Origin of the sequence: Clostridium estertheticum, assembly GCF_026650985.1 — a bacterium.
Taxonomy (GTDB): Bacteria; Bacillota; Clostridia; order Clostridiales; family Clostridiaceae; genus Clostridium_AD; species Clostridium_AD estertheticum_C.
Genome location: NZ_CP086239.1, coordinates 60,083 through 81,577 on the forward strand (window position 1 = coordinate 60,083; position 21,495 = coordinate 81,577).

Sequence of the window (21,495 nt, forward strand, 5' to 3'; positions counted from 1 at the left end):
AATTTATTAAGTGTAATAATAATTAAAAATGTTTAAAAGTATAAGAAAATACACATAATATTATAAAATACAATGGAGCAGAAAAAAGCTCTAAAAGGATTGAGCTTTAAATGATAAAACTAAGCAAATATCAATTATTCACATTAATGTTCATATTTGAAGTGGGAAGTACTACTCTTTTTGCGTTAGGAATTGCTGCGGAGCAAGATGCATGGATTGTAATTTTAGTTGCTTTATTAATTGGACTAGTCTTTATCTGGATTTACACAGAATTACAAAACGCATTCCCCGGCAAAAATTATGTTGAAATTATTATTGCTATATTGGGGAAAAAAATAGGAATTCCCCTTGCGCTTCTTTATGCTGCATACTGGCTTTGGCCAGCTGCCCGTAATCTTAGAGAGTTTGGAGAACTTATTGCTACTACACTCCTTCCTGAAACTCCTCTAAGTGTAATACTTTTTGTTTTTATTTTAATAAGTTTATATGCCCTTTTAAAAGGGGTAGAGGTGTTTGCACGCACAAGTGAGATTATTATGCCAATTATTGCATTTTCTATAATTGCTTTATTTATACTCGTTTTTTTATCCGTAGATGTTGATTTTAAAAATTTGAAACCCGTTTTAGGTGAGGGTATTATACCGGTATTAAAAGCGGCTTATCCTAGTGTATCATTATTCCCCTTTGGAGAAATACTTATTTTTTCTATGTATTGGTGTTATGCTGATGAAAAAAAAACTATCAGAAAAACTACAATGTTAGCTTCTATTTTATCGGGAGTGATTCTTAGTATGTCTCTGATAATGGATATTACTGTATTGGGTGTTAATTATACTTCCATCGCAACAATCCCATTGCTTTCAACAATTAAATTGGTAAATATAGGAGAGATTATAACTCATATAGACACTTTAGGAATATTACTTATATTTCTTGGGGGGTTTTATAAAATGTCTCTTTTTTTAAATGGTACTGTCTCAGTATTAGTTACAGTATTTAAAATTAAGAAATATAATTTGACATTGGTTTTGTTTGGCTTTTTCTTACTGTGGGTTGCTATTGTTTTTGAACCAAGTTATGTTTACCACCGTTGGATGACTCCATTTGATGTAAATTACTTTTATATTGTTTTTCTACAAATTATTCCTGTTTTACTATTATTGATTTATTGGATAAAAAAGAAGAGGGCTGGGCTATAGCACTTTAAGAAAGGGATAAATTTTATGTTTATAATAGAATATTTAAGATCTATATTAGAAGGAAGAGGATTTTTCGTATCTTTTCTTGTTATTTCTGGGTGGACTTATACATTTATTTTAATCTGCATACTTATTTTTAATATTTTTTTATATACAATTGGGAAAAAGTATTAGAAAAATATTAGGATTATGAATTTTAAAAATAGACTTTTAAAAAAGTTATAGAAACCAAAGTTAGATCTAATGGTTTGAGGAGGTTTATAAATTTGTTTAGATACTTAAATAGAAAAATGCATCTTTATAAATTACAAAGTGAAAATAATAATGCAGCAGATACTAAAGAAGAATTTCCTTATGAGCATCTTTCGTACAATCTTAAAGAAAATTTAGAAGTCTTAAAAAAAATATTTGGATCAAGTAATGATATTAATTACCGTGAATTCTCATTTGGACAAAATCTTCAAATTAAGGCCGCACTTATCTTTTTAGATGGAATGACAAATAAAGCTGAAATAAATGATACTATAATGAAGCCTTTTATGTATGATAGTAGGCTAAGCAACTTGGAGGAGAAATTAGATTTCGATAATCTAAATGCTATAAAAACATCCATGCTTTCCTCTAGTAGTGTTGAACAGGTTTCATTAATTAATTCTATAGTTGAGGGGTGTTTGTCTGGAGATACGATACTGCTTATAGACAAAACAAAAGATGCTTTGGTTATTAACACTCGAGATTGGGATAAGCGTGCAATTGATGAGCCAAAAACTGAATCTTCCGTGAGGGGACCAAGAGAAGGTTTTACTGAAAGCATACACATTAACAAGGCATTGCTACGTAGGAAAATTAAAAATCAAAATTTTACTTTGGAGGAAATGAAAATTGGAAAGCAGACTAAGACATCAGTTTGCATCGCTTACATAAATGGAATCGTCAATCCAGAACTTATAAGTGAGATAAAGTATCGGTTAAATAGAATTAATACTGATGCCATTTTGGAATCTGGTTATATTGAACAATTTATAGAAGATGCACCTTATTCTATGTTTACTACTGTGGGGAATAGTGAAAAACCAGATAAGGTAGCAGCAAAATTGCTTGAAGGAAGAGCAGCTATTATTGTAGATGGTACACCTTTTGTACTTACTGTTCCTTTGCTTTTCATCGAGGGTTTTCAAAGTGCAGAGGATTATTATTCAAGACCTTATTTTTCAAGTTTTGTAAGAATAATTAGATTTACAGCCTATGGTATAAGTTTATTAGCGCCAGCAGTTTATGTGGCATTATCAACTTTTAATCATGAATTAATACCAACAGTTTTACTATTCTCCATGTCAGCTGCCCATGAAGGAGTTCCTTTTCCAGCTGTAATTGAGGCCATAATTATGATAGGTATATTTGAAATCCTAAGGGAAGCAGGAGTGCGGCTACCTCGTAATGAAGGCCAGGCAATAAGTATAGTCGGAGCTCTTGTTATTGGGCAAGCAGCAGTGTCAGCAGGACTTATAGGAGCACCAATGGTTATTGTAGTATCTTTAACAGCTGTTTCAAGTTTTGTGGTTACACCGCATCTAGATTCATCAATAGTTTTACGGAGTGTATTTCTTATTATGGCTGGAATCTTTGGGGCATTCGGCATATTAGTTACATTATTAGGGTTGCTCACTCACCTATGTTCTTTAAGGTCTTTTGGGACTCTGTATTTATCACCACTAGCACCAATGAGTCTCAGTGGCTTAAAAGACGCTTTTTTTAGATTCCCTATCTGGACTATGATTACACGTCCTAAATCAATAAGTTGGAATAATAGTAAAAGGCAAGCAACTGCCTTAAAACCATCACCACCATCTAAAGAAGAAAATAAAAACATGAAATAATATGGGGTGTGTTAAATGAAAAAAACTGTTTATTTATTTTTAAAAATAATGATAGTCTCTTTTATGGCACTAAATTTAACAGGTTGCTGGGATAATATTGAATTAGATAAAATTGCAATTGTAATGGGAGTAGGAATTGATAAAACCCCCCAAATAGCTGAAGTAGATATGACCGTTCAAGTGGCTAACACAAAAGCAGTAAGGTCTTCATCCACTGATATTAGTCCTAAGAATACAAGTGATTACTTTAATCTAGAAAGTACAGGAGATACTATTTTTAGTATTGTAAGAGGTTTTAGTAAGAGGTCTAACCGAAAGTTATTTTTTGCACAAAATCAAGTTATTATATTAGGAAGAGGAATCGCAGAAGAAGGTTTGGAAAAGTATATTGATTATTTTTATAGGGACCATGAAACTAGGAACTTAGTATGGATCTTAATTTGTGACAGAACCGCAAATGAAATTTTAGACATTAAATCCGATTTTGAAAGTATTCCATCAATAGGTATTAATGCATTAGTTAAACAGCAGCAGTATAATTCAGAAGCTCCAATGGTAGATTTACAAAAATTTGCATATCGGCTGATGAGCAAAACTATATCACCCATTGCTCCCTTAATTAAAGTATCAGTGGAAGGAAATAAAAAAATAGCCTATGTGTCTGGAACAGCTGTTTTTAAGAAGGATAAGATGATAGGTGAAATGAATAAAGTAGAAACACGGGGGGTGTTATGGGCTATTGGAGAAGTGAAAAAGGGGATCATCGTTACTACAGATCCTGGAAGTAACAATAAAGTAAGTCTTGAAATAACACGTGCTAGCAGTAAAATCATTCCTAAAATAAAGAATGGCAAAATTAATATTCAAATAATGATCAAAGAAGAAGGAAATCTTGTTGAACAGTCTGATTCCAATGACTTAGCAAATCCGAAAGTTATAGAAGTTCTTGAAAAAAATAAAGATTCTATAATAAAGAAGGAGGTAATGTTAGCATTTAAAAAAGCAAAAAGCCTGGATGCTGATGTATTTGGATTTGGGGAGGCTATACATCAAAAATATCCAAAAGAATGGAAAAATATGAAAAATAACTGGGATGAAACTTTTAAAAATATTAACTTAGATGTAGTTGTAGACGCTAAATTACGAAGAATAGGTAGAATAACTAAACCTATATCGTCAAAATAATAGTAGTGTATGATGAAAAAGTTATGTTTAAAGCCAGAAGAGCATAATCATAAAGTGATTAGTTTTTTCTGGCTTTAATTAAGTTAGAGAATATAATTCGAATTTAAGAGAGTTATGAGTCGTCTCTTAATATATTAAGATCTTTACCTTGCATTATCTTGTTCATAGTTCTTGCAGAACACATTTTACCACACATTGTGCAACTGTCAGCATTTTCTGGCATTGATTCTTTTCTATATCTTATGGCTTTTTCTGGATCTATTGCAAGTTCAAACATTCTCTTCCAATTAAGAGCTTGCCTAGCTGTACTCATTTCATTGTCCCAGTCGCGGCTACCTGGAATTTTTTTGCCTATATCACCAGCATGAGCTGCAATTTTACATGCAATAATTCCTTCGCGTACATCATCAACACTCGGAAGTCTTAGATGTTCTGCTGGAGTTACATAACAAAGGAAATCAGCTCCTGCGCTTGCAGCTAAAGCACCTCCTATGGCACTTGTAATATGGTCATATCCTGGAGCAATATCTGTAACTAGGGGTCCTAATATATAAAAAGGTGCACCATGACATAATTTTTTAGCAAGTAATACATTTGCCTCGATTTCATTTATTGCCATATGACCTGGTCCTTCTATTATAACTTGTACATTCTTTTCCCAAGCTCTCAGGGTTAATTCACCAAGTACCATTAATTCATGAATTTGACAAGCATCAGTTGCATCATTAATGCAGCCGGGTCTACATGCATCACCAAGGCTTAAAGTTAAATCATATTTTTGACATATTTCTAATATTTCATCAAAATGTTCATAAAAAGGATTTTCTTTATGATTTAATTCCATCCAAGCATATAGGAGTGATCCTCCACGAGACACAATATGAGTTATTCTCTTGTTTCTTTTAAATACGTTTGCAGTAGCTGTGTTTAAACCAGCGTGTATTGTTACAAAGTCAACTCCATCTTTTGCATGTTTTTCTACAACATCTATTAACTCTTTAGAAGTAATATCCTGTAATTCTTTATCGTAAAAACCCAAGGCATCATAAATTGGAACAGTACCTATCATAGCAGTGGAATCTGAAATAAGTCTTTTTCTAAATTCTTCAGTTTTACCAAATGAGCTTAAATCCATAACAGCTTCGGCTTTCATATCTATAGATAACTGTACCTTTTTCATTTCCTCATCAATATCACAGCAATCTTTTGAAATACCTAGATTTACATTTATTTTCGTTCTTAAGCCTTCGCCAACGCCTTCAGGGCTTAGTATTTTATGATTTTTATTAGCAGGAATTGCGACTACGCCTCTTGATATTTTTTCTCTTAAAACTTCTTCCGGCATATTTTCTTTTTTTGCAACTATCTTCATCTCTCCAGTTATAATACCTTTTTTTGCAGCATCCATTTGAGTTGTATACATCATTTTATAGTCTCCCTTACAGTTGTATTATTTTTGAAATAAAAAAAAGCAAGCTCATAAAGAGCTTGCAACAAAAAACATTGTAATAAACTCCCTACGTTGGAATTACCCAAATCAGGTTATGAGGGTCAGAGATAATATCTCTTTCTCAGCTCTTGGTGCGAGCTCCCCTTGTTTAATTTATTTAGTTATTATTTGCCTTAAGTATATTAGTAAAAGAACCCTTTGTAAAGTCTTTTTTATTTTTCATTCAACTTAAACATTGTATGGATACACTATTCAAACCGTGTAAACATATGATATACTTCGTCTAATAAATAATTTAAGGGGAGGTTTATTATGGAAAGATATGAAATAAACAAGAACTTGGCTCAGATGTTAAAGGGCGGAGTAATCATGGATGTAGTGAATGTTGAGCAGGCAATAATAGCAGAGAATGCAGGGGCATGCGCGGTAATGGCATTAGAAAGAGTGCCTTCAGATATTAGAAAAGAAGGTGGAGTAGCTAGAATGTCTGACCCTAAAATGATTAAAGAAATAAAGGCTGCGGTAACCATTCCAGTAATGGCTAAGGGCAGAATAGGACATTTTGTTGAAGCACAAATTCTTCAAGAAATAGGGGTAGATTTTATAGATGAGAGCGAAGTTTTGACTCCAGCAGATGAGCAGTATCATATAAATAAGTGGGATTTTAAGGTTCCTTATGTTTGCGGAGCAAGAAATTTAGGTGAGGCACTAAGAAGAATTGGAGAAGGTGCTGCAATGATAAGAACAAAAGGTGAAGCAGGCACAGGAAATGTGGTAGAAGCTGTTAGGCATATGAGATGTATAATGGATGAAATTCGCAAAGTTAAAAATGCTCCAAAAGAAGAACTAATGACAATTGCTAAAGAGTTTGGGGCACCTATTAATTTAATAGAATATGTATGGAAAAATGGTAAACTTCCAGTAGTAAATTTTGCAGCAGGTGGAATAGCAACCCCAGCTGATGCAGCACTCATGATGCAACTTGGAGCAGAAGGTGTTTTTGTAGGTTCAGGAATTTTTAAAGCAGAAAATCCAGAAGCTAGGGCAAAAGCAATAGTACTTGCAACTACATATTATAATGATCCAAAAGTTGTTGCAAAAGTTTCAGAAAATCTTGGGGAAGCAATGAGTGGCCTAGAGATAAGTGAAATTAAAGAGAAGTTTGCCAAGAGGGGTTGGTAAATTTGAAAATAGGTGTTTTATCACTTCAAGGGGATGTTATCGAGCATATAAATCATATTACGAAACTTGGTCACGTTGGGGTAGAAATTAAGAAACTTGAAGATATGGAAGGGATGAATGGAATAATACTTCCTGGTGGTGAGAGTACAACAATTGGAAAACTTTTAAGAGAGACAAAAATGCTTATACCTCTAAGGAATAAAATACTTTCAGGATTACCTGTTTGGGGAACTTGTGCTGGTATGATTTTACTTGCTAAAGCTATTGAGGGCGAAATAGATGGACATCTTAAAGTTATGGACATAAAAGTAAAAAGAAATGCCTATGGAAGCCAAATTAATAGTTTTAAAAGGGATGAGATAGTAAGTGAGATTTCAAGTGAGCCTTTGCCACTAGTTTTTATTCGTGGACCAGTAATTACAGAGGTAACAAGTAATGTCAAAATAATATGCAAAGTTGATGATAAAATTGTAGCAGCAAAACAAAATAATATGTTTGTAACAGCTTTCCATCCGGAACTCACAAATAACTTAGAAGTTCATAAATATTTCATAAATATGTGTAGATAAAATTATATATTGATATTTATTAAAAGATATGCAAATGAAATGTGAACAAAATATGAATACAATATTTAAAGCAGCATATTATATAATATAGACAAATCTAAAGTTAGGTATGATAAAATAAATATATTTGAATGTGACATTAATCCCATACACCTTTATTTTCAAACTTGTTTGAAAATGGTTATGTATGGGATACTTTTTATGATAAAATAAGTTGCTATCATTTATAAATTAATTATTGCAGGGGGAGAATAAAGAGTGGAAAATGATTTTAATTTATCTCAATAGCTGTAGATAATGTTATATTAAAGGACATTTAGTATCAATTCAAAATCAGGAGGATTTTATTTATATGAAAACAAAATCATTTTACTCGAGTTTGGACAAAAAGAATCGGTATATTTTAAATTGCTGTTTTTTTGTTTTTGCAGTTAACGGTCTATATAGTATGATATTAGGTTCGTTCTTACCAATAATCAGTACGGAATATGGACTAAACAATACAATGAGTGGGGTATTACTCTCTGCGCATCAAGTAGGTAACTTGATATCTGGGTTTATTGCAGGTATATTGCCACTTTATTTAGGCAGAAAAAAATCAATAATGTTTTTGTGTTGTTTTGTTATTATGGGATTTCTAATTATGATTCTAACAGGTAACCCAGTTTTATTGGTTTTAGGTTTTTTATTTACAGGGTTAAGTCGTGGGAGTATTTCTAATTTTAATAACACTGTTGTAAATGAAGTATCAAACAGTAGTTCAGCAGCTCTAAATTTCTTACATAGTGTATTTGCTGTTGGGGCGTTAATTGCTCCATTCTTGGTTATAGTATGTACAAATATGGCTGGTGGCAATGGCTGGAAAATAGCTGCGATAGTTATTATTGTTCTCGCAATTATTTCTATCTTACTTTTTTCAAGAATGGAAATAGATGATGCTGCAAAGAAAAAAGAAAAAGTAATAATATCATATGAATTTTTAAAAAGTAAGTTTTTTTGGATTAGTGCTGGAATTTTATTTTTTTATTTGTGTGCAGAAGCGACTATTAATGGTTGGTTAGTTAAATATTTTATTGATTCAAGTATAATGACTATAAAATATGCACAAATGCTTGCTTCGTTATTATGGGTAGTTATTCTTGCAGGTAGACTTACTTGTGCCTATATAGGAGATAAGGTTTCTAAGAAAAAATTGCTTTTAACAACAAGCATAGGAACAGTTGCTTTTTATTTGTTATTGCTGTCTTCTCGAGATTTAACTATTATTACTATAGCAATAATGGGACTCGGGTTTTCTATGGCAGGAATATATCCAACAACGGTTTCGAGTATTGGTAACACCATTAAAGCTTATCCCATGTCAATGGGGGTACTTCTTATGATTGGTGGTATTGGAGCTATTATAATGCCAATTATAACTGGTGCGTTATCTGATTCATTTGGTATTTTTGCAGGAATGAGTGCTATAGTATTTGCTATTGTTTTAATGATAGTTTGTGTGGTTTTAAGTGTGGTAAATAAAAATGATATTGTATAGAGTAGTATAATATGTGAATAATTATGGCCTCCAAGTTGCATCATAGTAGCCTAGAGGTCATGATATTTTAAACTATTTAAATTTAAATCCTTGTTTGTCTAAAAAATCTTTCATATGCGGTCTTTGAGGTTTGCTCATCAAACCAGACACTTGATGTGTCCATGTATCTACTCTTTTCCCTTTAGTTCTTTTTTCATAATAATCAGTAATATGAGTATCATATTTTTTTATTAAAGAAGTATCACCATCTATGTGATATACATCTGTTTTAAATACTACAGCTTGAGGTAATCTTTCTTTTTTATCTGGAGTATCATCAGGATAACCAATACACATTCCAAATACAGGGTATACAGCAGATGGAATGTTTAAGATCTTACATATTTCTTCCGGATTATTTCGAATCCCACCTATATAAACTCCACCTAGTCCTAGGGATTCGGCAGCTATTAAGGCATTTTGAGCAGCAAGAGATGCATCCACGGTTGCTAAAATAAAAGTTTCAGTATTTACCTCAGACATAATTTTATCATTAAGTTCACATGAATTTTTGCTACGGTTTAAATCCGCACAGAAAATTAAAAATAAAGGGCACTTCTCCACATAATTTTGATCCCCTGCAAGATGGGCTATTTGTTTCCTATTACCCATATCAACTACATTTATAATTGTGTAGGCTTGAATAAAACTAGAAGTTGAGGCACATTGAGCACATTCAATAATGGTTTTTAGTTTCTCTGGTTCGATAGGTTGATCTTTATATTTTCTTATAGATTTGTGATTTCTTAATAAATTTATTGTTTCATTCATATTTTTAACCACCTTTTAATTTAATCATATCAATAATATACCATAAAACAAATTAAATTATCTCCTGGGACGCTGCAATATTAACGAGAGTAGATAAATAAATTTACACTGACAAAATTTAGTAGTATATTATAGGTAATAAGCCTTATAAAATTAATGGAGTGTGAATGTTATGTATAAGCTTTTAATTGCTGATGATGAACCAAGGATTCGGAAGGGGTTAAGAAATGCCTTAAATTGGAATGAATTTAATATTGAAGTAGTGGGTGAGGCTGAAGATGGTGAAATAGCATTAAATCAAACGGAGAAATTAAAACCTGATATAATCTTTTTAGATATATGTATGCCGTTTTTAAATGGTTTGGAACTTATTAAAAAATTGAATGAAAAAGACCAGAATTGTATTATAATAATAATAACAGGATATGATGAATTTGAGTATATGCATGAGGCACTTAAGCTTAAAACATTCGATTATCTTTTAAAACCAGTTCCAAAAGAAGTGCTTATAGATACAGTAAATAAAGCAATACAAGAAATAAGAAAGAATGAAGAAAAAAGAGTATATTTAGATTGGGCAGACAGAAGATTAGAAGAAAATTTTGATATGTTAAAACAAGCTTTTTTAAATAATTGGTTAAATGGAAGTTATGAATACATGGAAATATTAAATGAGTTAAAATTTTTTAAATATAATTTCGATGCTGGCATAGAAGTTGTAGTAATTAAAGTAATAGAGAGGTTAAACCATGAGGTATACTCAAAAAACTGGGATAGGGAACTATTAAATTTTGCGTTAACTAATGTTACGCTTGAGTTAATGAAGAAAGTTAAGCCAGAAATAACATATACTGATGAAGATAATAACATTATTATAATTAGTAATGTTATGAATACTTACGAGTGGTTAAATATAGCAAATGAAATTGAAAAAAAAATATATTACTATTTGCACTTTACTGTAATTATAGAACACAAAAGGAGCATAAGTGGTATCTCTGGGGTAAAAAATACGTATAATGAGATTATTGCTAGTATAAGTAAAATAGCGGCTTATAAACCTATAGTACTTTTAGCTACTAGATATATAGATACTAATTACAATGTAAACGATTTAAGTTTAGGCGATGTAGCAGAGAAATTTAATTTAAGTTCTTCTTATTTAAGCAAATTATTAAAAAAAGAAGCGGGACTTTCTTTTATTGATTATCTTACAAAGTATAGAATTAATAAATCTATTTGTATGATGGATGATCCTAAATATAAGATTTATGAAATTGCTGAAGCTGTAGGATATAGTAACCAACATTACTTTTGCAAGGCATTTAAGAAGATTATGGGGTTTGCGCCAACAGAATATAGGGGGAGGAGTATGTGATTGATTAAACAAATTAAAGGAAAAAGTATATATTTATTTGTGTTAATTTTTATTATTGTTAGTTCAGTAATTATTATTAAATCAATTTGCATAAAAAAATCTGGAGGCGTGGAGTTTGTTATTGGAATGTCTCAAGCAAATTTGACAGAACCTTGGAGAATTTCTATGAATGAGGAAATAATGGAGGCAGCAAAAAAATATAAAAATATAAAAATTGTGTATAAGGATGCTGGGGGAGATACGGATAAACAAAAAAAAGATATAAATGAACTTGTAGATGATGGTGTGGACTTATTAATTGTATCTATAAATGATTCAAATAAATTGACACCACTAGTGAGACAAGTATATAAATCAATGCCGGTAATAGTTCTTGATAGGGCTGTTGAAGGCTATGATTATTCATTATATATTGGACCAGACAATGAAAAAATAGGTACCCAAGCAGGAAATTTTGTTATAAATTTAATTGGACAAGGTAAAGGTAAAGTTATCGAGGTTCAGGGTGTATTAGATTCTTCACCTGTTATATCGAGGAGTAATGGCTTTAGATCGGTTCTCAAAAATCATAAAAATATTGAAATATCTAACACCATAGTTTGTAATTGGCAAAGAGATGAAGCGGAAGATAAAGTTACGCAGGCTTTACAAGCAGATAAAGACGTAAATGTTATTTTTGCACATAATGACTATATGGCATTAGGAGCTTATAAAGCTGTTTACAAATTAGGGCTTAAAAACATAAAAATTATTGGGGTAGATGGTCTTACTGGAGAAAATAGTGGATTAGATTTGGTTTCTAAAGGAATTCTAAGTGGTACTTTTACTTGTAAAACTGGTGGAAGCGAAGCTGTAAATTACGCAATGGATATTTTAAATAAAAGGAGTGACATACCAAAAAAAATAATATTAAGGAGTGATAAAATTACTGTTGGAAACGTAAATCAATATTTAAATAATAAATCAAAAAATCTAGTGGATAATAAAAACATAGTGCTGGGGTATGCCCAATTGATGTCAGAGAGTAGATGGAGAGATGCAAATGCAAAGTCAATTAAAGCTGCAGCAAATGATGCCAGTATTAATTTAGATTTTAGAGAAGAAGGTTACACCCAAAAGGATCAGAAACAATTAATTAGGGAACTAATAAAAAAGAAAGTGGATATAATTGCATTTTCACCTTTTGTGAAGACAGGGTGGGACGATGTTTTATTTGAGGCAAAAAATGCAGGTATTCCGGTGATCTTATGTGATAGAAGTGTTGACTCAGATGATTCGCTCTGGACTTGTAATATTGGTTCAGATTTTCAGGAGGAAGGACGACGTGCTGCAAGATTATTAATAGAACACTTTAAGGATAAAGAAGCAAATATCTTCGAACTTAAAGGAAATATAGGTTCAGCTCCTGAAATTGAAAGAGAAGTGGGATTTAATGAAGTAATTAAAGACCATCATAACTATAAAATAGTAGCAGAAGGTACTGGAAACTTTAATTTTGATGAGGGAAAGGAAGTAATGAAAAAATTTCTTAACTCAAAAAATAAAAAAATAAATATGGTATTCGCTCTTAATGATGATATGGCACTGGGTGCTATTGAGGCTATAAAAGATGCTGGACTTGTTCCAGGAAAAGATATTATTGTTATTGGGATAGATGCTACTAGGCAAGCATTACTTTCTATAAAAGAAGGAGAAATGTACAGTACTGTAGAGTGCAACTCACTACTCGGCCCTCAATTAATGAAAACTGCTCAGAAAATAATGAGCGGCGAGGAAGTTCCATTGAAAATAGTAAATGCTGAGGATATATTTACAAAAATAAATTCAGCAAAAGAATTTAAGAATAGGAAATATTAAAATAGCTCTGCAAATGCAGAGTTATATTTTTTTGTTCCAAATAGTGTAAAAAATAGCTGATTAGTACAAATACAGTAATGTAAAATAGATATATAATAAATGTAAACGATACAATGATATTATTCAAGGGGGGGTTATTAATGAAAAACAAAAAAATTATTGCATTTTTATCTGCAGCTATTCTAGTGACTACAATGTTTGCTGGATGTGGTACGAAGGCTAAAACTGATGGGGCGAAAGCGACGCCAACTGCAACTGATACTTCGAAGAAAAAAGTTATTGGTTTTGCTCAGGTTGGTGCGGAAAGTGGCTGGAGAACAGCAGAAACAGCTTCAATAAAAACGATTCCAACTTTAGATCCAACATTTGAATTAAAATTTTCAGATGGGCAACAAAAACAGGAAAACCAAATAAAAGCTATCAGATCTTTTATAGCACAAAAAGTTGATATTATTGCTTTAGACCCAGTTGTTGAAAACGGTTGGGATACAGTATTAAAAGAAGCAAAAGATGCAAAGATACCAGTAATTATAGTAGATAGAGGTGTAACGGTTTCAGATAAATCTCTATATGCTGGATTCTTAGGATCAGACATGGAAGAAGAAGGGAAAAGAGTGGCAAAAATATTAGTAGACAAGTTTGGGAAAGATGCAAAATTAAATATAGCTGAAATCCAAGGAACTGTTGGATCAAGCGCTATGGTTGGACGTCAAAAAGGGTTTAAGGAAGGTATTGCAGATTGCCCGAATTATAAGATAGTAAAATCACAAACTGGTGATTTCACACGTGCAAAGGGTAAAGAAGTTATGGAAGCTTTCATGAAATCAGATGGAAATAATATCAATGTTCTATTTTCACATAATGATGATATGGCTATAGGAGCAATTCAGGCCATTGAAGAAGCTGGAAAGAAACCTGGAAAAGATATATTTGTAGTAGCAGTAGATGGTATTAAAGAGTATTTCCAATTTATGGTAGATGGAAAAGCAAATGCAACTGTTGAGTGTAATCCGTTGTTAGGACCACAATTATTAGATACTGCAAAATTAATTTTAGCAGGTAAACCAATAGAGCAATGGGTTAAATCAAAAGAAGGTGTATTCACCGCAGCTCAAGCTGCTGCAGAGTTACCAAACAGAAAATATTAATTTGTAAATTTTAATATAAGAGCAGGAATATTATGCCGTATCCTGCTCTTATATTATAAAAAAAATTTTCTATATCCATTTTAAAAGGAGGGAAAAAAGGATGCAAGATAACAATGTAGTTTTAAAAATGGAGAATATATGTAAAACATTTCCTGGCGTAAAAGCTTTATCATCTGTAAATTTTCAACTTGCAAAAGGTGAAATCCATACTCTTATGGGAGAAAATGGAGCAGGAAAGTCAACACTAATAAAAGTACTTACTGGTGTGTATAAAATAGATGAAGGAAAAATAATATTAAATGGAAAAGAAATTTCTATTTCTTCTACCAGGGATGCACAAGAACATGGCATAAGTACAGTGTATCAAGAAGTGAATTTGTGTCTCAATCTTACTGTAGCTGAAAACATTTATATTGGCCGTGAGCCTATGAAGAATAAGAGTATTGATTGGAATGAGATGAATAAAAATGCTACAAAACTATTAGAGGAAAGATTGAATTTAAAAATTGATGTCAAAAAAATATTATCTACTTATTCTGTTGCTATACAACAAATGGTTGCAATTGCACGTGCGGTGGATATTTCAAGGGGTATATTAATATTAGATGAACCAACATCAAGTTTAGACGCAAATGAAGCAAAACAGTTATTTGTTGTAATGAAAAAATTGAAATCAGAAGGAATGTCAATATTATTTGTAACTCATTTCCTGGATCAAGTTTATGAAATCTCAGATAGAATTACAGTACTTCGAAATGGAGAATTTGTTGGAACTTATGAGGCTAAAAATCTTACTCGTATTGATTTGATTTCTAAGATGATTGGAAAAGATATTGGTGAAGTAGAAAAGTTAAATAACACTTTTAAAAATACTACTAGAAAAATTAATGGTGAGAAATTAATTGAAACACATCAATTTGGAAAAAAAGGTACAATTGAACCCTTTGATATAGATATTAGAAAAGGAGAAGTGCTTGGACTAGCTGGCCTTCTAGGATCAGGGAGAAGTGAAATTGCAAGGCTGATTTTTGGTATAGATAAATCAGATCATGGTACCATTGAGATTAAAAAAAAGAAATACTCTTATATTTATCCTAAAAAAGCAATTTTAGATGGTTTTGGTTTCTGCCCTGAAGATAGAAAGGTAGAAGGTATTGTTGGACAATTAACTATTAGGGAAAATATAATACTAGCTATTCAGTCTAGACGTGGGATAATTAAATATTTGTCAATTAAAAAGCAACAGGAAATAGCTAAAAAGTATATAGATTTATTGTCTATTAAAACACCTAGTATGGAACAAAGAATTGATAATTTAAGTGGTGGAAATCAGCAAAAAGTAATATTAGCAAGGTGGCTTGCTACAGATCCCCAGCTTTTGATTTTGGATGAACCTACAAGAGGCATAGATGTAGGTGCAAAATATGAAATTGAAAAACTTATTGCTAAGCTCGCGAGTGATGGGGTAACCATTTTATTTATTTCCTCAGAACTTCAGGAAATAGTAAGAAGTTGTGATAGAGTACTTGTGCTCAGAGATAGAAAAATCATTAAAGAACTAATTGGAGAAGATATACAAGAAGAAAATATTATGCAAGCAATTGCAGGGAGAGGGTAAAAACAATGCACAAAATTAAAGATATATTTAAAAAGTTTTATGCAATGCAGATCTTTTGGCCAGTAGCATCTTTAATTGCATTAATATTTTTGAATTTTGTAATTAGACCTGGCTTCGTAAGCATTAATATTAGGGATGGTCATTTATATGGAAACCTAATTGACATAATTAATCATGCAGCCCCACTTATTCTTATATCCATTGGAATGACCATTGTTATTGCCACGCAAGGAATAGATATTTCTGTGGGATCTATCATCGCTATTAGTGCTTCTGTTTCAGCATCTGTTATTGTTATGAGTGGCAATGTACCTCTTGCTATACTTGCGGGTATATTTGTTGGACTTATTTGCGGTATGTGGAATGGAATGCTAGTAGCGTACATAGGAGTACAACCCATGGTTGCTACTTTGATTTTGTATATAGTGGGTAGAGGTATTGCACAGTTAGTAACAGGTGGACAAATATTAACCTTTACAAATAAAACTTTTATTTTTATAGGCACTGGTTATTGGGTTATACCTTTTGCAGTATATATAACAGTTTTAGTTGTAGGGATTGTATTTTATTTAATGCGAAAGACTGCTCTTGGATTATTTGTTGAATCTATAGGAGTGAATAACAGTGCCAGTAAATTTGCAGGTATTAATTCTAAAAGAGTAATTTTTTCTTTATATGTAATTTGCGGTATTTTGTCTGGAATTGCTGGAATTATTATATGTTCAAATATAAAATGTGCAGATGCAAACAATGCAGGGTTGTGGCTTGAATTGGATGCTATTCTTGCAACAGTTATTGGAGGAACCTCGATGGCAGGGGGAAGGTTTTATATAGGTGGAACTGTTATAGGTGCATTATTTATCCAAACATTAACAACCACAATTTATAGTATGGGAGTACCACCAGAAGTTACCTTAGTTGTAAAGGCTGTTGTCGTAATTGTGGTGTGCTTAATTCAAACTACAGAGTTTAGGAAAATGTTTAATGGAAGATTGTTTCATAATAAAAATAATATGAAAGCAAAGGAGGTGGAAAGAATATGAAACAAGTTAAGATTAGAAAAGAAAACTTTAAGTTAAACCCTGCGTATATTTCTATTTATGCTACGATAACTCTATTCATAATTATGTTTTTAACTGGTTCGGTGTTATATGATGGTTTTTTCTCAGCACAGGTATTATCAAATTTATTTATTGATAATGCGTATTTAATTGTTATATCCATTGGAGAAACATTCGCAATACTCACAGGAGGAATTGATCTTTCTGTGGGTGCTATGATCGCCTTCACAAGTATGATTTGTGCAGACCTACTAAGAAAAGGTGTGAATCCATTTATTGTTATGATTTTTGTTCTGGTAATAGGTGCTGTCTTTGGTACAGTTCAAGGATATTTAATTCAAAAATTCAAACTTCATCCTTGGATTGTAACACTAGCAGGTATGTTTTTTGCTAGAGGTTCAAGCTACCTTATTAGTATAGATACGATAACTATAACTAATCCAGTTTTTACTAAGATTGCTGCTTTTAGAATACCTGTTTTACCAGGAGCGTTTATTTCTATTAATGTAATAATAGGTTTACTTACAGTAGCGGTAGCAGCATATATACTTAAATATACGAAATTTGGTAGGACTATATATGCAATTGGTGGAAGTGAAAATTCTGCAATGCTTATGGGACTTCCAGTTGCAAAAACTAAAATTTTGGTATACACCCTATCTGGATTTTGTTCTTCATTAGGAGGATTGTTATTCACAATATATACGCTTTCAGGTTATGGGCTACATTGTAATGGGACTGAAATGGATGCTATAGCAGCTTGTGTAATAGGGGGAATACTATTAACAGGAGGATCTGGATACCCAATAGGGCCAATGTTTGGTGTGCTAACTACTGGAATTATTCAAAGTTTAATCATGTTCGATGGAACCTTGAACTCATGGTGGACAAAAATTGTAGTTGGATTACTGTTATTTATCTTTATTGTTCTTCAAAGGGTAATTGTAATAAGTAACGAAAAGAAAAAGACAGTAGCATTGAAAGCTTAGATGTAATTAATACCAAAAGAAGTATTTAAAATTTATTTTTAAATACTTCTTTTTCATGTCGCGTCTAAAGAGTAAGGTAGAGTTAACACAGAATGATTTTAATTTAAAATTTCTATATGTGTAATTATTGTACAAACTATATTTTTTGGTTATGATGGTAATGAAACTAATAGGAGGGGAAAGATGAATGAATTTGTAAAAAATTTTCTTAATAGAAGTATAAAATATAAATTGTCTTTTTATTTCTCCCTAGTAATTTTAATACCGATAATTACTATTTCGATTTTGGGGAATTTGTTATATAAAAATTCAATTACTAATCAACAAAATGAAAATATAAGGCAAATGGTAAGTCAAATAAGTAATAATATTGATTTTTATATAAAAGATACAGAAAATATAATTAATTATTTATCTGAAGATCCAAGAATTATAAGTTTTCTTGACAACAATACTAACAGTAGTGTAATCAAGAAAAATATTGATAGTAGGGGTATGGATGGGGCATCTAAGGCTATAAATAGTTTCACTACATTTCATTCAGAGATAGCGGGGATAATGATAGTTAAACAAGATGATACATTTGTAAGTGATGTTATGGGTAGGATCTCAAGAGATCCTCTTACAAAAGAAAAATGGTACTTGGATGCATCGAAAACCCCCATTACTATGCATCTTTTTAGTAAACCTGTTGGTAGAAATATTAATAATGTTTTTCAATACAGTGCTGATGATGTGGTATCAATGTCAAAGGCTGTAGTTGATAAGAAAACAGGTAAATGTATTGGTGTAATTCTCATAGACATGAAACTAGATATTATAAAGAGTGTAATAGAACATGCTAAACCTGCAAAAAATGGATTTGTATATATTGTAGATAATAATGGCGAAATAGTATATTCACCAGTTAATGAAATAGTATATAGAATAAAAAGTGAGTGGACTGATAACTCAAGTGGCGAAATTTTAATTAAGAGAATTAAGAAAAATGATTATAAAATAATTCATGGGAATTCAACCTATACAGGGTGGAAAACTGTTGAAGTATTTCCTCTGAATGAAAGTCTAAGGGTCATAGATTCTTTAGCATGTTACTCTATAATAATTGCTATAATTACTTTACTTATCGCGGAAATATTGGCAACATTTTTTACAAAGTCTATAGTAAAGCCCATTTCGAAACTTAAGAGGCTTATGAAAAAGACTGAAGAAGGAAATTTCAATGTGGTTTTTAATAGTAAATACGATGATGAGATTGGTGAACTTGGAAATGCATTTAATAATATGGTTAAAGAAATCAAAAATCTAATTATATTAGTAGAAACGGAAGGTAAAAAGAAGAGAAAAGCTGAAATAAGTATATTACATGCTCAAATAAAGCCACACTTTATATATAACACGTTAGATACAATTCAGTGGATGGCGCAAGAACATGATGCACAGGATATAGTTGATATAACTTATAATTTAACTAATCTTTTAAGAATTGGATTAAGTGCTGGGGAGGAAAATATTAAAATATCTCAAGAAGTTAAACATGTGGAAAGTTATTTATTAATTCAAAAAATTAGGTATGAGGATAAACTTAATTACGAAATTAATATGCAGAAGGAAATATTAAATTTAAGTGTAATAAAATTAATATTGCAGCCAATTGTAGAAAATGCAATTTATCATGGTATTAAGGAAAAAAGAGGTAGTGGTCATATTAAAATAAGTGGCATGATTGAAAATGAAAAAATTTGTTTTGTAATTCAGGATAATGGTATAGGCATAGAGGATGAAAAATTAATGAAGATAAATGAAATGTTAAAAGGTAAAACAACTTCAAATGATGTGATTGGATATGGGATCTTCAATGTAAATGAAAAAATAAAATTAACATATGGTGAAGAGTTTGGATTGGAATATCATAGTATTTATGGAGAAGGTACTACAGTGGTATTGTGGCATCCAATTATAAAGAATTAATTGATATATGACAATGTAAATTTATATCTTGTTTATATTCCATTTTTATTTTCTGAAATCTTTTTAAAACCACTTGAAAAAGTTTAGTAAAACGATTACAATATAGATATAAAATAGAGATCAAATTAAACTCTTGGGGGGGATAATATGTATTTTTTAGGAATTGACTTAGGTACTTCTTCAGTAAAAATTATAATTATGGATGAGAGTGGCAAGGTAGTGAATACTACTACTAAAAATTTTGAAATAAGCTACCCACATATAGGATGGGCAGAGCAAAATCCAGATGACTGGTGGAATGGCACAAAAGAAGGTATTAAAGAGATTATTAAGTTAAGTGGCTTAAAACCTGATGAAATAAAAGGAATAGGATTTAGTGGTCAAATGCATGGCTTAGTGCTTTTGGATAAAGATAATAAGGTATTAATGCCTGCAATTTTGTGGTGTGATCAAAGAACACAAGAAGAATGTGATTATTTAAACAACGTTATAGGGCAGGACAAACTTTCTAAATATACAGCTAACATGGCATTAACTGGTTTTACTGCACCTAAGGTATTATGGGTTAAAAAACATAAACCTGATATATATAATAAAATTTCTAAGATGATGTTACCAAAAGATTATATAAGATTTAAACTTACAGGTTTGTTTGCAACAGATGTGTCTGATGCATCAGGAACCTTAATGTTTGATGTTAAAAACAGAAAATGGTCTAAGGAAATGTTGAGTATTTTAGAAATAGATGAGCAAGTTTTACCTAAAGTATTTGAATCCTATCAAGTAACGGGAAGAGTATGTATTGAGGCTGCAAAGGTTACTGGTCTTTCTACGGAAACACTAGTGGTTGCTGGGGCTGGAGATCAAGCAGCAGGTGCTGTAGGGACAGGCACCGTTGATAGTGGTGTAGTTTCTGTAGCACTTGGTACTTCTGGTGTGGTATTTGCTTGTGACAAAAAGTTTTCAGTTGATAGTAAGAATAGATTGCATTCATTTTGTCATGCAAATGGTAGATATCATCAAATGGGAGTTATGCTTTCAGCGGCATCATGTTTGCAGTGGTGGAATAATAATATAAATTTAGATACTAAAGAGAATTCTTTCGAATCTTTACTAACAGAGGCTGAAAATTCAGTTGCAGGTTCTAAAGGTTTAATTTATCTACCATATCTTATGGGAGAGAGGACGCCTTATAGTGATCCCGATGCAAAAGGGGCATTCATAGGTTTGAATATAACTCATACCAGAGGTGATATGACGCGTTCAATTCTTGAAGGAGTATGTTTTGGTCTTCGGGATTCTTTAGAAATTTTAAAGAGTATGGGCGTAGAAGTAAAAGAAGTAAGAGTAAGCGGTGGTGGTTCAAAAAGCACACTTTGGAAGCAGATATTAGCAAGTGTATTTAATTTAAAAGTTAGTTCAATAAATTCTAAGGAAGGGCCTGCATATGGAGCAGCAATTTTGGCTGCAGTAGGTTGTGGACTTTATGATAACGTTGATGATGCTTGTAATTCATTAATAAAGATAACAGATACTATAATGCCAATAGAAAAAGATGTTGATAAATATGATAAAACATATAAGGTTTATGCTTCACTTTATAGCTGCTTAAAAGACAAATTTAAAGAACTAAGCGAGTTAGATTCTAGGGAAGACTAGGTAGG

The 21,495-nt window shown here is 31.6% G+C and carries 16 protein-coding genes and 1 riboswitch; of the genes, 14 read left to right on the forward strand and 2 right to left on the reverse strand.

Translation table 11 applies throughout. The annotated features are described in order from the left end of the window. The first annotated feature begins 110 nt into the window (after nucleotides 1-110). The 3 genes from LL038_RS00245 (at nucleotide 111) to LL038_RS00255 (ending at nucleotide 4,261) form a co-directional block, all read left to right on the forward strand. Nucleotides 111-1,199 (forward strand): GerAB/ArcD/ProY family transporter, encoded by a 1,089-nt coding sequence (locus LL038_RS00245; RefSeq protein WP_216119495.1) that lies wholly within the window; start codon nucleotides 111-113, stop codon nucleotides 1,197-1,199. Between the two features lie 266 nt (nucleotides 1,200-1,465). Next, the gene (locus LL038_RS00250) at nucleotides 1,466-3,076 is read left to right on the forward strand and encodes a spore germination protein (protein ID WP_253200175.1); all 1,611 of its coding nucleotides are present in this window, start codon (nucleotides 1,466-1,468) and stop codon (nucleotides 3,074-3,076) included. A 15-nt stretch (nucleotides 3,077-3,091) separates the two neighbouring features. After that, complete coding sequence (locus LL038_RS00255) at nucleotides 3,092-4,261, forward strand: Ger(x)C family spore germination protein (protein ID WP_216119496.1); 1,170 nt, start codon at nucleotides 3,092-3,094, stop codon at nucleotides 4,259-4,261. Nucleotides 4,262-4,373: 112 nt separating this feature from the next. Here LL038_RS00255 and thiC read toward each other — a convergent pair whose 3' ends face one another. Further along, a complete protein-coding gene (thiC, locus tag LL038_RS00260) occupies nucleotides 4,374-5,687 on the reverse strand; it encodes a phosphomethylpyrimidine synthase ThiC (RefSeq protein WP_216119497.1) in 1,314 nt (437 codons plus the stop codon). Between the two features lie 72 nt (nucleotides 5,688-5,759). After that, nucleotides 5,760-5,866: riboswitch (TPP riboswitch) on the reverse strand. A gap of 157 nt (nucleotides 5,867-6,023) precedes the next feature. Here thiC and pdxS point away from each other — a divergent pair. The 3 genes from pdxS (at nucleotide 6,024) to LL038_RS00275 (ending at nucleotide 8,999) form a co-directional block, all read left to right on the forward strand. Then, nucleotides 6,024-6,893: a pyridoxal 5'-phosphate synthase lyase subunit PdxS gene (gene pdxS, locus LL038_RS00265; protein ID WP_216119498.1), complete on the forward strand. Its 870-nt coding sequence runs from the start codon at nucleotides 6,024-6,026 to the stop codon at nucleotides 6,891-6,893. Nucleotides 6,894-6,895: 2 nt separating this feature from the next. After that, the gene (gene pdxT, locus LL038_RS00270) at nucleotides 6,896-7,462 is read left to right on the forward strand and encodes a pyridoxal 5'-phosphate synthase glutaminase subunit PdxT (protein WP_216119499.1); all 567 of its coding nucleotides are present in this window, start codon (nucleotides 6,896-6,898) and stop codon (nucleotides 7,460-7,462) included. A 352-nt stretch (nucleotides 7,463-7,814) separates the two neighbouring features. Further along, a complete protein-coding gene (locus tag LL038_RS00275) occupies nucleotides 7,815-8,999 on the forward strand; it encodes an MFS transporter (protein ID WP_216119500.1) in 1,185 nt (394 codons plus the stop codon). Nucleotides 9,000-9,071: 72 nt separating this feature from the next. On the opposite strand, the gene nfsA is transcribed toward LL038_RS00275, so the two are convergent. Then, nucleotides 9,072-9,809: an oxygen-insensitive NADPH nitroreductase gene (gene nfsA / locus LL038_RS00280; protein ID WP_216119501.1), complete on the reverse strand. Its 738-nt coding sequence runs from the start codon at nucleotides 9,807-9,809 to the stop codon at nucleotides 9,072-9,074. A 172-nt stretch (nucleotides 9,810-9,981) separates the two neighbouring features. Here nfsA and LL038_RS00285 point away from each other — a divergent pair, with 172 nt between their 5' ends. The 8 genes from LL038_RS00285 to xylB all read left to right on the forward strand — a co-directional run bounded on the left by LL038_RS00285 (nucleotide 9,982) and on the right by xylB (nucleotide 21,490). Beyond that, complete coding sequence (locus LL038_RS00285; RefSeq protein WP_216119502.1) at nucleotides 9,982-11,187, forward strand: response regulator transcription factor; 1,206 nt, start codon at nucleotides 9,982-9,984, stop codon at nucleotides 11,185-11,187. Beyond that, the gene (locus tag LL038_RS00290; protein WP_216119503.1) at nucleotides 11,188-13,044 is read left to right on the forward strand and encodes a substrate-binding domain-containing protein; all 1,857 of its coding nucleotides are present in this window, start codon (nucleotides 11,188-11,190) and stop codon (nucleotides 13,042-13,044) included. 140 nt (nucleotides 13,045-13,184) lie between these two features. After that, nucleotides 13,185-14,192, forward strand: coding sequence for an ABC transporter substrate-binding protein (locus tag LL038_RS00295; RefSeq protein ID WP_216119504.1), 1,008 nt, complete (start codon nucleotides 13,185-13,187; stop codon nucleotides 14,190-14,192). Between the two features lie 100 nt (nucleotides 14,193-14,292). Then, on the forward strand, nucleotides 14,293-15,810 hold the full coding sequence (locus LL038_RS00300; RefSeq protein ID WP_216119505.1) for a sugar ABC transporter ATP-binding protein: 1,518 nt from the start codon (nucleotides 14,293-14,295) through the stop codon (nucleotides 15,808-15,810). Nucleotides 15,811-15,815: 5 nt separating this feature from the next. Beyond that, nucleotides 15,816-16,853, forward strand: a complete 1,038-nt coding sequence (locus tag LL038_RS00305) for an ABC transporter permease (protein ID WP_216119506.1) — start codon at nucleotides 15,816-15,818, stop codon at nucleotides 16,851-16,853. Next, the gene (gene yjfF, locus LL038_RS00310; RefSeq protein ID WP_216119507.1) at nucleotides 16,850-17,860 is read left to right on the forward strand and encodes a galactofuranose ABC transporter, permease protein YjfF; all 1,011 of its coding nucleotides are present in this window, start codon (nucleotides 16,850-16,852) and stop codon (nucleotides 17,858-17,860) included. The genes LL038_RS00305 and yjfF overlap by 4 nt, the downstream gene beginning before the upstream one ends. Before the next feature lie 183 nt (nucleotides 17,861-18,043). Next, nucleotides 18,044-19,831, forward strand: coding sequence for a cache domain-containing sensor histidine kinase (locus LL038_RS00315; RefSeq protein WP_216119508.1), 1,788 nt, complete (start codon nucleotides 18,044-18,046; stop codon nucleotides 19,829-19,831). Between the two features lie 147 nt (nucleotides 19,832-19,978). After that, nucleotides 19,979-21,490, forward strand: coding sequence for a xylulokinase (xylB, locus tag LL038_RS00320; protein ID WP_216119509.1), 1,512 nt, complete (start codon nucleotides 19,979-19,981; stop codon nucleotides 21,488-21,490). Nucleotides 21,491-21,495 lie beyond the last annotated feature (5 nt).

Bases quoted from the DNA above. Each gene is read 5' to 3' on its own strand.
- LL038_RS00245 (WP_216119495.1), top strand. From the start codon at position 111: ATGATAAAACTAAGCAAATATCAATTATTCACATTAATGTTCATATTT.
- LL038_RS00255 (WP_216119496.1), top strand. From the start codon at position 3,092: ATGAAAAAAACTGTTTATTTATTTTTAAAAATAATGATAGTCTCTTTT.
- thiC (WP_216119497.1), bottom strand. From the start codon at position 5,687: ATGATGTATACAACTCAAATGGATGCTGCAAAAAAAGGTATTATAACT.
- pdxS (WP_216119498.1), top strand. From the start codon at position 6,024: ATGGAAAGATATGAAATAAACAAGAACTTGGCTCAGATGTTAAAGGGC.
- LL038_RS00275 (WP_216119500.1), top strand. From the start codon at position 7,815: ATGAAAACAAAATCATTTTACTCGAGTTTGGACAAAAAGAATCGGTAT.
- nfsA (WP_216119501.1), bottom strand. From the start codon at position 9,809: ATGAATGAAACAATAAATTTATTAAGAAATCACAAATCTATAAGAAAA.
- LL038_RS00285 (WP_216119502.1), top strand. From the start codon at position 9,982: ATGTATAAGCTTTTAATTGCTGATGATGAACCAAGGATTCGGAAGGGG.
- LL038_RS00295 (WP_216119504.1), top strand. From the start codon at position 13,185: ATGAAAAACAAAAAAATTATTGCATTTTTATCTGCAGCTATTCTAGTG.
- LL038_RS00300 (WP_216119505.1), top strand. From the start codon at position 14,293: ATGCAAGATAACAATGTAGTTTTAAAAATGGAGAATATATGTAAAACA.
- LL038_RS00305 (WP_216119506.1), top strand. From the start codon at position 15,816: ATGCACAAAATTAAAGATATATTTAAAAAGTTTTATGCAATGCAGATC.
- yjfF (WP_216119507.1), top strand. From the start codon at position 16,850: ATGAAACAAGTTAAGATTAGAAAAGAAAACTTTAAGTTAAACCCTGCG.
- LL038_RS00315 (WP_216119508.1), top strand. From the start codon at position 18,044: ATGAATGAATTTGTAAAAAATTTTCTTAATAGAAGTATAAAATATAAA.
- xylB (WP_216119509.1), top strand. From the start codon at position 19,979: ATGTATTTTTTAGGAATTGACTTAGGTACTTCTTCAGTAAAAATTATA.